The sequence below is a fragment of the Hymenobacter sp. BRD67 genome (genome assembly GCF_013256425.1).
GTDB lineage: Bacteria > Bacteroidota > Bacteroidia > Cytophagales > Hymenobacteraceae > Hymenobacter.
On the sequence record NZ_CP053904.1, the window covers coordinates 2,119,714 to 2,132,547 of the forward strand.

Annotated in this window: 16 protein-coding genes and 1 tRNA gene; 9 read left to right on the plus strand and 8 right to left on the minus strand. The window is 60.1% G+C overall.

Annotated features, from left to right (window positions below):
* Positions 1–111: 111 nt before the first annotated feature.
* The 4 genes from GKZ67_RS09900 to GKZ67_RS25120 are packed head-to-tail and all read right to left on the minus strand — an operon-like array spanning position 112 to position 2,043.
* Complete coding sequence (locus tag GKZ67_RS09900) at positions 112–498, minus strand: hypothetical protein (protein ID WP_173242141.1); 387 nt, start codon at positions 496–498, stop codon at positions 112–114.
* A complete protein-coding gene (locus GKZ67_RS09905; RefSeq protein ID WP_173242142.1) occupies positions 495–953 on the minus strand; it encodes a hypothetical protein in 459 nt (152 codons plus the stop codon). The genes GKZ67_RS09900 and GKZ67_RS09905 overlap by 4 nt, the downstream gene beginning before the upstream one ends.
* 59 nt (positions 954–1,012) lie before the next feature.
* Positions 1,013–1,663 carry a hypothetical protein gene (locus GKZ67_RS09910; RefSeq protein ID WP_173242143.1) on the minus strand — a complete coding sequence of 217 codons (651 nt, stop codon included), beginning with the start codon at positions 1,661–1,663 and terminating at the stop codon, positions 1,013–1,015.
* On the minus strand, positions 1,579–2,043 hold the full coding sequence (locus tag GKZ67_RS25120) for a hypothetical protein (protein WP_410505067.1): 465 nt from the start codon (positions 2,041–2,043) through the stop codon (positions 1,579–1,581). The genes GKZ67_RS09910 and GKZ67_RS25120 overlap by 85 nt, the downstream gene beginning before the upstream one ends.
* A 224-nt stretch (positions 2,044–2,267) precedes the next feature.
* Here GKZ67_RS25120 and GKZ67_RS09915 point away from each other — a divergent pair, with 224 nt between their 5' ends.
* From GKZ67_RS09915 to GKZ67_RS09925, 3 genes are all read left to right on the plus strand, one after another.
* Complete coding sequence (locus GKZ67_RS09915) at positions 2,268–2,570, plus strand: hypothetical protein (protein ID WP_173242144.1); 303 nt, start codon at positions 2,268–2,270, stop codon at positions 2,568–2,570.
* A complete protein-coding gene (locus GKZ67_RS09920) occupies positions 2,567–3,025 on the plus strand; it encodes a transposase (RefSeq protein ID WP_254245236.1) in 459 nt (152 codons plus the stop codon). The genes GKZ67_RS09915 and GKZ67_RS09920 overlap by 4 nt, the downstream gene beginning before the upstream one ends.
* Positions 3,026–3,731: 706 nt before the next feature.
* Complete coding sequence (locus GKZ67_RS09925) at positions 3,732–5,903, plus strand: heparinase II/III family protein (RefSeq protein WP_173242145.1); 2,172 nt, start codon at positions 3,732–3,734, stop codon at positions 5,901–5,903.
* 1,071 nt (positions 5,904–6,974) lie between these two features.
* Here GKZ67_RS09925 and GKZ67_RS09930 read toward each other — a convergent pair.
* The 3 genes from GKZ67_RS09930 to GKZ67_RS09940 form a co-directional block, all read right to left on the minus strand.
* Entirely contained in the window at positions 6,975–7,328 is a 354-nt protein-coding gene (locus tag GKZ67_RS09930; RefSeq protein WP_173242146.1) for a phosphatase PAP2 family protein, read from the minus strand.
* The gene (locus tag GKZ67_RS09935; RefSeq protein ID WP_173242147.1) at positions 7,322–7,609 is read right to left on the minus strand and encodes a hypothetical protein; all 288 of its coding nucleotides are present in this window, start codon (positions 7,607–7,609) and stop codon (positions 7,322–7,324) included. The genes GKZ67_RS09930 and GKZ67_RS09935 overlap by 7 nt, the downstream gene beginning before the upstream one ends.
* A 231-nt stretch (positions 7,610–7,840) precedes the next feature.
* Positions 7,841–7,922 (minus strand) — tRNA-Leu (locus GKZ67_RS09940).
* Positions 7,923–8,136: 214 nt separating this feature from the next.
* On the opposite strand from GKZ67_RS09940, the gene GKZ67_RS09945 reads away from it, so the two are divergent.
* The 4 genes from GKZ67_RS09945 to GKZ67_RS09960 all read left to right on the plus strand — a co-directional run bounded on the left by GKZ67_RS09945 (position 8,137) and on the right by GKZ67_RS09960 (position 10,846).
* A complete protein-coding gene (locus tag GKZ67_RS09945) occupies positions 8,137–8,484 on the plus strand; it encodes a class I SAM-dependent methyltransferase (protein ID WP_173242148.1) in 348 nt (115 codons plus the stop codon).
* On the plus strand, positions 8,457–8,711 hold the full coding sequence (locus GKZ67_RS09950) for a hypothetical protein (protein ID WP_173242149.1): 255 nt from the start codon (positions 8,457–8,459) through the stop codon (positions 8,709–8,711). The genes GKZ67_RS09945 and GKZ67_RS09950 overlap by 28 nt, the downstream gene beginning before the upstream one ends.
* The gene (locus GKZ67_RS09955; protein ID WP_173242150.1) at positions 8,708–8,854 is read left to right on the plus strand and encodes a hypothetical protein; all 147 of its coding nucleotides are present in this window, start codon (positions 8,708–8,710) and stop codon (positions 8,852–8,854) included. The genes GKZ67_RS09950 and GKZ67_RS09955 overlap by 4 nt, the downstream gene beginning before the upstream one ends.
* 108 nt (positions 8,855–8,962) lie before the next feature.
* Entirely contained in the window at positions 8,963–10,846 is a 1,884-nt protein-coding gene (locus GKZ67_RS09960; protein WP_173242151.1) for a M61 family metallopeptidase, read from the plus strand.
* 83 nt (positions 10,847–10,929) lie between these two features.
* Here GKZ67_RS09960 and GKZ67_RS09965 read toward each other — a convergent pair whose 3' ends face one another.
* A complete protein-coding gene (locus GKZ67_RS09965) occupies positions 10,930–11,664 on the minus strand; it encodes a Bax inhibitor-1/YccA family protein (protein WP_173242152.1) in 735 nt (244 codons plus the stop codon).
* 120 nt (positions 11,665–11,784) lie between these two features.
* On the opposite strand from GKZ67_RS09965, the gene GKZ67_RS23395 reads away from it, so the two are divergent.
* Positions 11,785–12,072: a hypothetical protein gene (locus GKZ67_RS23395; protein ID WP_254245187.1), complete on the plus strand. Its 288-nt coding sequence runs from the start codon at positions 11,785–11,787 to the stop codon at positions 12,070–12,072.
* Positions 12,069–12,797 (plus strand): MBL fold metallo-hydrolase, encoded by a 729-nt coding sequence (locus tag GKZ67_RS09970; protein WP_254245188.1) that lies wholly within the window; start codon positions 12,069–12,071, stop codon positions 12,795–12,797. The genes GKZ67_RS23395 and GKZ67_RS09970 overlap by 4 nt, the downstream gene beginning before the upstream one ends.
* The last annotated feature ends 37 nt before the right edge of the window (positions 12,798–12,834 follow it).

The window sequence follows — 12,834 nt, forward strand, 5'->3', positions numbered from 1 at the left end:
CGGTACCGGCCGCGTCGTAGGTGTAGGCAATGGTGCCGCCGCCTACCGTCTGCTTACTTACCTTGTTGAGGGTATTGTACTGGAAGCTGGCGTTTTTGTGGCCATCCTGCGTCACGCTGCCATTGGCATCATACGCATAGGCGCTGGAGCTGCCGTTGCCAAAGCCCGGGGGTCCTGCTGGTTGTCGTAAGCGCTCAGTAATTGGTTGCCCTGTGTGGCCGCTGAACCGTAGTTGAGCGCCAGGTTATCAATCTGCTCCACTGCCGCGGTCGCCGAAGCCTGCGTAAAGCGCTGCACGGTCAGCAGGTTGCCGTTGGCATCGTAGGTCATGTTCTTCTCGTCGTAGGCGCCCGTTTCCAGCGCGTACGCATCCTGGGGCCGGCTGCGGGCCGCGTAGGTGGCATCGGTGAGGCGGCCCAGCCCATCGTAGCCGAAGCGGTAGCGGCGCTCGCGCTCGGGCTGGTTTTGCTGAGCGGCATTGTGAGCCGTCCAGCTCACGGCCGAGATGCCCCGTCGTAGCGGGGCGCATTGCCCGTGGCGTTGGCCTGCTCGCGCACCAGCTCCAGGCCGAACAGGTCATTTTCGGGATTGGTCGTCAGGTCGCTGTGATTGATGCTACTCAGCTGCCCATGCAGGTTGTAGGCAAAATCCTCGGTTTGCAGAAACGTCGCTCCCGCGTTCGTACTGTGCAGCCTCTTCTGAGTCAGTTCTCCCAGGCCGGTATACGTGCTGCTGCTGACCAGTACTTCGGGCTCCGGATTGCCCTGCGCCTGGTTTTGCTGCCAGGTTTGCAGCAAGTGGCCGGCCGCGTCATAGGTAAAGCGGTTGCGGATGACGACGGGCGTAGCGCCGCCATACTCCTGCTTTTTAATCGTTTTCAGCACCTGCGGTACGAAGCCCTGCTCGCGGTAAACCAGGGTGGTGACGTCGAGCAGGCTGGCACTGGGCTGCAACAGGTTATTGCCCTGCTTCTGAATGAGGTTACCGTACTGGTCGTAAAACAGGGCGGTGGTTAGCCAGTCGCCGTACTGGCCATCGGGGCCACGAGCCGGCGGCGCGTCACGGTAGCCAGGCCGCGCGTCTGGGTAGTAGCCGTAGGCTGCTCGGCCGTGCTCAGCTCCGGGGCCGGGCGAAAGGTATAGTCCGGCTGCCCGTCCGCGTTCAGGTCGTAGTCGTCGAAGAAGGAGAGCGCGAGCAGCGTACCCGACGTGCCGTCCTGCACCACCGGAAACGTGTTGCTGGTAGTGTAGCTGCCGCCACTGCGGGTCTCATAGTCCAGGGTCGGCGCAAACTGGTCGGCCGCGGTCTGCACATCCGAGCGCTGGCGGCTGTCGGACCAGAGGCCTTCCACCACGGCCCGGTTCTGGGCATCGAACTTGGTAAACAGCCACTGATTGCTGGCCCGATGCGTGCCATCTTGCACGAGAACAGGCCGGTCGAAGGAATCATACACCAGGTACACGGCCGCCGCGCCCGGAAACTTGCGCTCCACGACCCTGCCCCGGTCATCGTAGGTATACTGGTAGAGCCAGCGGTCTTTAAAGCCAGCATCCTGGATGTTCCACTGCCCCGAGCTGGTTAGTACCTGGACGGCCGCGGGCGGGATGACCAGCTGCACGTAGCCGGCATCGGCGTAGACAGTATAGGTATCGTAAGTACCCACCCCGCCCCGCTGGCCACAACTTTGCGCTGGAGCACTACCCGGCCCAGCTGGTCCTTGAAGACTTCCGTGCGGCGGTTGTCGGGGTCGAGCGAAATCTCTTTTGTTAGCTGCCCTTCCGGGTAGAACTGGGTGCCGTCGAAGCCCTGCCAGTGGCGCACCTCGGTAGCCGTATTACTGGCATAGCTCAGGCGAGTAGTGTGTCCCGTCCAGGCCTGGCCGCTTTGGGTTTGCTCCAGCGGCCGGCCCAGCGGCGAAGCCTCGGTCGTGGTCGTACTGAATGGCTGGCTGTCCTTCGGAGCATAATAGGCCGTTTGTTTAGCAGAAGCCGCGGGCTCATAATAACCGGGTGTCTTGGTGGCTGAGGGAACCGAAAAAGGCAGGAAGGATTGAGCTGCCGTGGGGCTGCCTTCATAGCAAACCCAAGTTGCGGGCTATTGAGGTCATAAAAAAGTCTGTTCGGCGTGAACAGGCTAGGTTTGGGTCTCTGACCTCCCAAATCCCTACTGACCATGCGCGAACAGACCGTTGCAATGTAGTGCGTACTCGATGATTTACTTCATTTTACCCGCCCTGCTGGCACGCTCCCCCGGCATCGGGCCGGCGCTTGACCGATGCCCAGGTGCTGACCACGGCCCTGGTGGCCGCCCGTTTTTTCGGCGGCAATCTGGTCGTAGCCAAGCACTACATGGCGCAGCACTGGGGTCAGAATCGGTTGGATAAGAGCGGCTTCACCCGCCGCCTGCATGCGCTCACCGATACGCTGCTCGCCCTTTTCGCCCTGGTGGGCGAGGTGCTCAAACACCTACACCCCGAAGCCCGTTACGTGCTGGACTCCTTTCCGGTGGCCGTGTGCCACAAAATGCGTGTTAAGCATTTGGGTCGCGCATTCCACGTTGTAAGCTACTGACGGGCAAGGCCTATCACGGCCGTTGTGCCAGCAAGCGCCGCTGGTTTTACGGCCTCAAGGTGCAGGTCGTGGCTACCAGCGACGGCCTGCCCGTCGAGTTCTATATTCACGCCGGGGCCGAGTCGGAGCAAACCGGCCGGCGCGGCCTGCTGCTGGACCTGCCCGCCGGCAGCGTGCTCTACACCGATGCCGGCTACACGGATTACCTGGCCGAAGACCTGTTCAACGAGGCCAGCGGGAGCCAGCAGCAAACCGCCCGTCGTAAGGATAGCAAACGGCCCCATCATCCGGCGCAACGCTTGCTGATACAGTATTTTCGCAAGAGCATCGAAACCTGTTTTAGTCAGCTCACCGCCCGCTTTCCCAAGCAGATTCACGCCGTGACGGCCGCTGGCTTTGCCTTAAAAATCGCGCTCTTCATCTTTGCCCACACGCTCGACCAAGTCGGCTTATAGTCCGCAACTTGAGTTTTAAATAGCTTATAAATTAGCTTTCATTTATCCTGAATTATAAGTAAATTGTGACATAGAGGACCCATAATCAACCTAAAAAAGGAGCTTTAACAATACTGCGGACCCATAGCGAGTAGCAAGCTCAAGTTGTGGTAGAGACAACATAAAAAGGTCTGTTCGGCGAGAAGCAGGCTGAGTTTGAAGTATTCGCCACTTCGGGCAGTTGGCTACCCGTTTTGCCAAGTTGATAGATACGGAAACAGCGTAGAGATTCGTCCTGGCAATGGCCTCGTTCATGTTTATGCCCGCAGTCAGACCGTGCACGAACTACTACGCAAGTCATATGGTATAAATCCAATTTATGCAAGGATATCCCCAATAGGGCACAACTATTGCAGAAACCCTTGAATTAGAGTTGAGGAAGATAATTTTGTGACTTTCTCAGTATTTAATCTAAAATAACAGCGCTAAGCCAAGTAGACTTTACCTTTGTAAGTACAATTATTTTTTTACTATTTACAGTAGAGTCAGCTTATCCTTCTAACGCTGCAATTAGTGTGGCTTTTATGTAAGGCAGCTGTGAGTACTGTACGCGCTACTCGATGCCTGAGCAATATACCCTTTCCACTATCTATGTGCTAGTTCTCTGCCAGTGGCCTGCTATCGGGCCGCTGGCAGATTTTTATTTTACTCCCTACGCGGCCGCCTGATGCAGTGGCTCCGCTTGTTGTTGCTGTTGGGCTGCTGGATGGCAGCCGGCAACTCCTGTGCCCAGGCCGGCAGCTGGTTGCCAGCCGGGGCCGACCTCTCGTACCCCCGCACGTTGCTTAAAGCCAGCGAGCTAGCATCGGTGCGGGCCAGCCTGGCTGCCGGCAGTGCCCAGGCGCTATACACGGGCCTGTACGGCGATGTGCAGGGCAGCCCCACGAGCGACAACACCTCGACGAGCGGGCGGCGCAGCCGGGCCACCTTTGCCAAAAATGCCGCCTTTGTGGTGCTGATGGGCCGCCAGCCCACCGGCGATACCCTGGCCCCGGCCCAGCGCACCGCCCTGGTTGCCGCCACGCAGAGCCTGCTCGAAAGTATCAATACCAACGTGGAGGTATTCGCTACCTGGTCGGGCACCACCCCTTATACGGAATGGCAGTGGCGCTCCAAGGAGCTGATTGACTACCTGATAGCTTATGACCTGCTGCGCGGGGCCGGCATAGCTGCCCAAACGCTGTCGGCAAGCCAAGCGCAGCTTCAGGCATTTGCCGGCAATCTGTACAAGCAGTCGACCACCCCGCTCGGGCCCTACAGCTTTTATGGGCAGGTAAAAAACAACCATACGCTCATGACTGCCGCGGCCCTGGGCATGGCGGCCATCGTGCTGAACCAGGCCAGCAGCTCCGACCCTACCCAGCAACCCGCCAATTGGGCAGGAGCCGGACTATATAACATTGACAATGTATTGTGGCGCGATGCGCAGCGGCAGTCCGACTCGACGCAGGTAGCCGGCTACGCCGAGGGGCCTTATTACTGCAAGTATGCGCTGCTCAACTGCCTGCCTCTATTCCGGGCAATGGGGCACTTTCTGCCCGATGGGCGGCAGCCGTACACGTTCGGCACGAGCACGCACGCCATCCGCAACCCCTATTTTGACCCCAAATATGCCCTGCTCTACGACTGGCTAACGGCCATTACGCTCCCCGACGGCCGCCTGCCGGCCCTCGAAGACTCATACGTAGATATGGCTATGCCCGAGCTGGCCCTTACCGGCCAGGCCCGATACGTGCAGCCCCTGGCACTTAGCAAGCTCACAGGCAGCCCGATGAACTCGCTTACCGCTCAGCTGCGCGATATAACGGTAGATATGCGAGCTGCTTACCTGGCCGCGGCGCTGGTGCCGATGCTACCTGCGCATTCTACCCTGACCGCCATGCCGGCCAGCGGCAACCTGCTGTTCCGCTCGGGCAACGACTCGCTGGCTTCCTACCTGCACCTGTACGGGCGCGGTGGCCTGGCCCAGGCCAACAGCGGTGGCCATAGCCAGGGCGATGCCAGCAGCTTTCTGCTGTATGCCTACGGCCAGGAGTTGGCCCTCGACCCCGGCTATCTGAGCTACGACCGCCGGGCTGAGGTTGGCCAGGCTGGTAATCACAACCTGGTGCTCGTAGATGGGGCCGGGCCGGCCATTGGCACGGCCGGGGCCGGTAGTCCTACCATGAGCACGGTGCAGCATCCGCTACAGACCGCGCAGCTGGCCTATGGCGAAGTGCAAACTACCTACCAGGGAGCAAGTATCGTGCGCAAGGCGCTGTTTGTGCGCAATTCGTACTATCTGCTGGCCGATGCCGTGAGCGCCACCGCCCCGCATACCTACACCTGGCAGCTGCATGGCGCCGGCCTGGCTGGGGGTTCGGCCGCCACCGGCACGTTTGCCGACAGCCTGGCTACCCACGAGGGCACGTGGCAAAAAAACGGCGTAAGTCTGCTGGCTCATGTTACCGCTACCGGGGCGCCAGTACGTACACCACGGCCACTAACATCCACGAAACCACGTACAACACCACCGAAAACCACACTACGCTACTGGTGCAGAAGAGCGGCAGTGCCCAAACCCAGTTTCTGGCGGCGCTCTACCCCTACACCAGCCGCGAGCTTCGCTTCACTACTACGAGTGGCGGGGCTACGGCCGCCCTGGCTGGCACCGGCGCGGCGTTTACTGATATTGCCTTTGCCCAGGCCGATACTGTGCTGCAAGCCGACAACAGTGGCCTGCTGCCCCAGGCCGTGCGGGCCGACGGGCAGTTTACTTTTTATTCGGCTACTCGCGCCGGCGATTTCGCCCAGCTCTTCCTGCAACAAGGCACGGCACTGTACGTCGGTAATTTACTAGTGGTGCAGGCCGCCAATCGGGCTACGCTGAGCTGGCAAAAGACGACCGGCACTCGCTACGATGGCAGCGTGAGCCGCGCTACGACGCTTACACTGCCGCTCACTAGCCCTCCCCTCAGCGTAACGGGCTCTGGCCTGGCCAGTTGGAGCTACGACGGCGCCCGCCAACAGCTCCAGCTCACGTTCGCGCAGGCCTCCGACTTTGCCGTGCAGCTTTTTCCTCAGCAGGTAACTAATGCTGCGCCGCTGCCGGTAGTGCTACGCAGCCTGACGGCCCAACGCCAGGGCCTTATCAGCGTGCGCCTGAGTTGGCAGACGGCTACTGAAACCAGCAACCAGGGCTTTGCAGTGCAGCGCCAGCTCCTACCAGCACAGGCGTTCGAGACGATAGCTTTTGTGCCCAGCCACGCCAACGCTACGCAGCCGGGCAGCTATGCCTACGTGGATGCTACGGCGCCGGGCACTAGCGTTTATTATCGCCTGCAGCAGTTAGCTATCGACGGAGCTGTTACCTATTCGCCCGTTATAGCCGTAGCCGGCAGACTGGCTACCGCTGCCCTCAGCGCCTGGCCGCTGCCAGCGCAGCACACGCTGCACGTCCAGTTTTCTGACCCGCAGGTAGAGGTATATCTGCGCCTGCTCGATGCTACGGGGCGGCCGGTTCGGCAGCTTCGCTTCCGGCAGTACACGCAGCTTGATATCGGCAGCCTGGCGCCGGGCCTGTACTTCCTCCAGGCGCAGGATGTGAATGGCCAGGCACTGGCAGCAAGCCAAAAAGTAGTGGTAAGCCTCTAGCGCAGTACCCAAGTAGGTGTACCGGGCGGGCAGCCCGCCCCAGCCAAGCTGTGCACCAGCCCGCGAACCGCTCTAAAATGTCGTTTGGGTCAGGCTACTAGCACAACAATTTGAATATAAGGTTAGTAGCGAAATGAGATGCTGGTAGCGCGGACTTTATAGTTCGCGTTTCGGCACCAGCCAGGTCAATATTCCAAATGCAGAATACTAAGTCCGCACTACCATTTACTGTTATATGCCGCCATAATATAATAAATTTATAATATATTAAAATTTATTATATATTAACCGCCGCCTCACCTGCCTGCTTGCTCGACAGCTTCTTATTTTCTTTCCAAAAAAGCCGGATACCCGTTCGCAGCAGCACCAGCCAGGCTACGCCTCCGGCGAAGCCGGCCACTACGTCGGTGGGGTAATGCACGTGTAAGTACACGCGGGTGAGGCCGATAAGCACGCTCCAGCCAATCAGCAGAGTAGCCCAGCCCCAGCGCCCGCCGTGCTGCACCGCCAGCCAGGCCAGGCAGCCGTAGTAGGCCATGCTCATCATGGCATGGCCGCTCGGAAAGCTGAGGCCATACTGGTAGATGAGGGCCGTAGTAGGCCGGTCGCGGTGAAACCAGGCCTTCAGCAATTCATTAAGCGCCAGCCCTCCCCCATCGACAGCAGCAGCTCGACGGCGTAGCGGCCGTAGCCGCGCCGGTACAGCACCAGTGGTACCAGCAGGCTGGCCGGCACAAAAAACAGCACCGAGCCAAAAAACGTCAGCTTAAACACCCACCACGTCAGCCCCGGCGCAGCGGCCCGCAGCGCATCCATTTGGGCAAACCCCCAGTTGTCGAATACCTGCGAATGCTCACGAAATACTACCCGCGTCAGGTAAAAAAACAACCCAAAGGCCAGCACAAACAACACCGCGCCAAAAACGGCCTCGGCGGTGAGCAGCCCGGCCCGCCGGGCAGGCGTTGCAGCAGCGGCAGAAACATTGGGTGGGCACCAGGAGCAGGCATGGCGGGCAATTAACAGAAAACTGTTTTGAACGAAATACAGTCTGAGCTGGCTGACGGTCCGGCGATAAGGGGCAGCACTACCAGGAAACAAAAAAGCCAGCCCATTGCGGGGGCTGGCTTTTCGCCGAAAAAATCGTGCGCTCGGAGAGACTCGAACTCTCACACCTTGCGGAACTGCCGCCTGAAGACAGCGCGTCTACCAATTTCGCCACAAGCGCATTTCGAAGCTCAAAAGCTGGCTCGCTCTAGCAGCGGGGCTTTTGATGGTGCAAAGATAGCCTGCTCGGCTGGTTTGGTGCAAGCCTAGCCCTATTTTTTTAGTGCTGGGCCAGCTTGGGAGCCAGTCCAAAAATTGTTTCTCAGCTACTTGCGCGCCTATTTTTTTTCTGCGAAACTGCTTTTGGCCGGCAACTGCAGAGATTCGTACCCACTTTGCTCACTTTTAACCCGCGCTCCGATGCCCGACTTGCCTTCCTCTCCCTTACCGGCCGACCACCCCGACCCCGACTTCGGGCCGGTAGCGGGCTTCTACGACTGGCTGGCGGGCCTGGTATTTGGCGGCGCGCAGCGCCGGGCGCAGCGGGCAGCGCTGGTAGCGGGCCTGCCGCCGGGGCCCGCCCCGCGCCTACTGGTATTGGGGGCGGCTCGGGCTGGGTACTGGGCGAAATATGGCAGCTCCGCCCGCAGGCGCAGGTGCTGTATCTGGAAGTGTCGGCGGCCATGCTGGCCCGCACCGAGGCTCGCCTGCGGCGGTGGCCGCCCCCTCCGGCGCAACCGTAGAGCTGCGCCAGGGTACGGAGGCAGCTTTGCTTCCCGGCGAGCAGTTTGATGGTATTCTGACTTTTTTTGTGCTCGACTGCTTTACCGAGGACGCACTCCCCGCCGCGCTGGCTCGCCTGCAAGCGGCCCGCCGGCCAAAAGCCCCTGGCTGGTTACTGATTTCCCGCCCGCCCGGCGCGGCTGGCATCATTGGCTTATTCAAGCCATGTACTGGTTTTTCAGATTGACTATCGGCCTGCAGGCCCGGCGCATGCCGCCCTGGCCCGCGGCCCTGGCTGCGCTGGGCCTGCGCCCGACCTGGGAAGAGCGCTTTTACGGGGGCGCAATAGCCAGCCTCGTTCTACAGGCTAGCCCTGGACCAGCCCAATAGGCTAACCCCGAAACCGATTGCTAGAGCTTGTTTCCTACTTACTTTGCATTGCCTTAAACTGTGTTTGAGGCATTAGGAATACACATTAGCATTATTCAACTGGTTTTTATGAAAAAACTTCTTCGCGGGGAGGTATTACCCGGTTTGGCATTGGCCTTACTGCCTGGGCTGGCTCTGGCGCAAGGGGCGGCTACCGGCCCGGCGGTGCGTTATGCCGTATCTTTTCCAAATGCGGTGCACCACGAGGCACGGGTGGCCGCTACGTTTGCAGGCCTCACGCCCGGCCAAAAGCTGCTGGTGCGCATGGCCCGCTCCTCGCCGGGCCGCTACGCGCTGCACGACTTTGTGAAGAACGTTTATTATACCGTGGCTACCGACGGCGCGGGCAAGCTATTAGCCATCAACCGCCCCGACCCTTACTCCTGGGAAGTGAAAGCCGGAGCCGACGGCACGGTACAGTTCAACTACACGCTCTACGGTGACCGCACCGATGGCACGTTTGCGGGCATCGACCAGCAGCACGCGCACCTGAATATGCCCGCGGTTTTCTGCTATGCGCAAGGGTTCGAAAACCGGCCGGCCGAAGTGAAGTTTGAGCTGCCTGCCAACTGGAAAGTGGCGACCCAGCTGCGGCCCGGCGGCGAGGACAAGGCAACCTTTACCGCGCCTAACCTCCAGTATTTTATGGACAGCCCCACGGTGTTGGGCTCGCCGCAGTTTCTGCACGCCTGGCAGGATGGCGGGCGCAACTTTGAGATGGCAACCTACTACAACGGCACCGCCACTGAAGTGGATGCCTTCGTAAAAAAAGCGCAGAAGGTGGTGCGTGAGGCCGCCGGCGTCTATGGCGGCGAGTATCCGCAGTTCGACTTCGGCCGCTACACCTTCCTGGCCGACTACCTGCCGCAGGCCAGCAGCGACGGCATGGAGCACCGCAATTCCACCTCGCTCACCTCGCCGCTGCCGCTGCGCGAAGAAGGGGCGCTGCATAATCTGGGTACCTTATCGCACGAGTTTTTTCACTCGTACAATACCGAGCGTATCCGCTCGCAGGGCCTGGAGCCTTTTGACTTTCAGCGCGTAAACATGAGCGACGCGCTGTGGTTTGGCGAGGGCTTTACCCAATACTACGGCGAGCTGGTACTGCGCCGGGCTGGTTTCTACGACGACGAGCAATTTTTTGACAAAGTCAGCTCCTGGGTAAATGCCCGCCTCAACTCGCCTGGCGCGCGCTACGCCTCGGCCGTGGAAATGAGCCGGCAGGCGGCTTTTACCGATGCGGCCGTGTCGCTCGACCCCACCAACCGCAACAATACTTACCTCTCGTACTACGTGCAGGGTGCGGGCCTGGCCCTGTGCCTCGACTTGCAGCTGCGCCAGCGCTACCATACTTCGCTCGACAAGTACATGCAGGCCATGTGGCAGGAGTTTGGCAAGCCCCAAACGCCCGCTCTGGCGCCGGTGAATGCCTATACGGTAGCCGATTTGCAGCGCGTGCTGGGCACTGTGGCCAAGGATACGGCCTTCGCGGGCTCGTTCTTCCGGCGCTACATCTACGGCCGCGAGGCCCCGCGCTTTGGCGAGAACCTGGCTACGATGGGCCTGGCCGTGGTGCCGGTGAAGGCGCTGGCCGCCGCCCTACCCCGCCAGGTCGAGTTTGATGAGGAAGGCCGCTGCATTCTGAGCCGCAATACCACTATCGGCTCGGGCCTCTACAAAGCAGGCATTGACCGTGGCGACCAGATTGTAATGCTCGACAACGAGAAAATCTCCGATATGGCGACCCTCGAAGGCATTATGCGCCGCCATACACCCGCCGACCTGGTGCCAGTGCGGGTGCGCAACCGCGCCGGCGTGGAGCGCAATGTGCAGGTAGTGCTTACCGAGGACACCAACGTGCAGGTGCAGCCCATGGAAAGCGTCGATAAAATGACGGCTACTCCGACCCAAAAAGAGAGCCGGGCCGCCTGGCTGGCCAGCGCCGCCAAGTAGCCGGCGGGCAGCTTATGGACGCATAAAAAAGTCCTGGCTGAATATACAGCCAGGACTTTTTTGTTAACTCGCCTCGTAAGAGCTTAGCGACGACGACCGAAAAAGCGTAGCAGGAACAGAAACAGGTTCACAAAGTCGAGGTACAGCGTGAGCGCACCCAGGATGGACGCTTTATCATGCACTTCCTCGCCTTCGGTTACGCCCAGGAAGGCCAGCTGCTTCAGCTTTTGGGTATCGTAGGCGGCCAGGGCCGTGAAGAGGATAACGCCAATGAAAGAGGTAAGCAGATTAAGGGCCGAGTTATGCAGAAACATATTCACTACCAGCGCAATAACCAACCCGATAACAGCCATACTCAGCAGCTTGCCCCAGCCCGACAAATCAGCCTTGGTGAAGTAGCCGAAGGCACTCATCACCCCAAACATAAGGGCGGTGGTAAAGAACGTAGAAGCAATAGAGTCGGCCGTATAAGCCAAAAATATGACGCTCAGCGTGAGGCCATTGAGTAGCGCGTAACCGATAAAGGCGGCTTGCGCCTGGCTGCGGCTCCACTGGAAGATGCGGGCCGACAGGAAGCCTACCAGCACCAGCTCGGCGATGATGAGGCCAAAGAACACGAAGCGGGTACCAAAGATGATGTTCAGCAGCGCGGGCGAGCCCGCGGCAAACAGCGCCACCCCGCCCGTGAGGGCCAGGCCGGCAGCCATCCAGCCATACACCTGGGCAAAAAACTGCGCCTGAATGCGGGCCGCCTCTTCGGCCGAGAGCTGGTAAGAGGATGACCGGTTACGGTCCGGCAAAAACTGATTGTCGCTCATGAAAAAAGGTATTAGGCAACTGAAAGAACATTGCAGCGGCCAACTTACGAACTTTGGCCGATACTGACAGTACACTAACAACTTTGCGGCCGATTCGTGCCGCCCGCTTTCTCTGCCTTTATGTCTGCTCCCATCCAGTACCGCCGCAACGAGGCGCTGCGTACCATTCGCCCCGGCTACGCCGGCAATAAGCTCATCGGCCGGGAGTTTTGCAATGGCGAGGCCTTGTTTGAGCCTAAGCTCAGCACCGTGCTACGCTGGCAGCTAACGGCCAACCCGCAGAAGGAGGAGAAAATGCGCGACACCTGGGCTCCCAGCGTCGTGCCCTGCGCCGAGGCATTTTTCTCGACCGAGGATATGCTGGTGTGGCTGGGGCACGCCTGCTTTCTGCTGCGCATCGGGGCGTGAGCCTGCTCTTCGACCCGGTGCTGTTTTCGTCGCTGGGCCTGCGCCATCGCCACGCGCTGCCCTGCCGGCCCGAGGACGTACGCAATATAGATTATTTACTACTTTCGCACGGGCACCGCGACCACCTCGACGAGCAATCCGTTCGGCTGGTGGCCAGGCAAAACCCGCAGCTGAGCGTGCTCTCCTCGCTGGGCATGGCGAAGCTGGTGCATAGCATGGCCCCTGCGCTGCCGGTGCAGGAAGCCGGCTGGTGGCAGCAATACGACCTCGGCCCCGACGCGCCTTTCGAAATTTATTACCTGCCCGCCAGCCACTGGCACCGGCGGGGTCTGTTCGATTTGAACCAGGTGCTGTGGGGCAGCTTCCTGATTAAAACAGAAGACCAGCTCATCTACTTTGCGGGCGACACGAGCTATGCCGACCACTTCGAAGAGATTGAGAGAATATTCGGGCCGCTCGATATTGTGCTCATGCCCATCGGCGCCTACAAGCCGCCTTTTATGATGCACCAGAGCCACGTAAACCCGCACGAGGCGGCCAAGGCCACCAACGTGCTGCGCGCCGGCCACGTCGTGCCCATGCACTACGGCACCTTCGACCTGAGCGACGAGCCGGCCTCCGAGCCCCTGCGCCTGCTCTCGGAAGTGGCGGCCGGTGGTATGCTGCGCGCCGCGCTGCACGCGCCCGCCGTGGGCGAGGTGCTGCGCTGGCGCGAGTGGGAATAAAGCGTGTGCAGGTGAGCAGGTGAAGTACCTTTGCGGG

What these genes read in the sequence shown, in the direction of transcription:
- GKZ67_RS09925 (WP_173242145.1), top strand. Translation starts at nt 3,732, where the DNA reads ATGCAGTGGCTCCGCTTGTTGTTGCTGTTGGGCTGCTGGATGGCAGCC.
- GKZ67_RS09960 (WP_173242151.1), top strand. Translation starts at nt 8,963, where the DNA reads ATGAAAAAACTTCTTCGCGGGGAGGTATTACCCGGTTTGGCATTGGCC.
- GKZ67_RS09965 (WP_173242152.1), bottom strand. Translation starts at nt 11,664, where the DNA reads ATGAGCGACAATCAGTTTTTGCCGGACCGTAACCGGTCATCCTCTTAC.
- GKZ67_RS23395 (WP_254245187.1), top strand. Translation starts at nt 11,785, where the DNA reads ATGTCTGCTCCCATCCAGTACCGCCGCAACGAGGCGCTGCGTACCATT.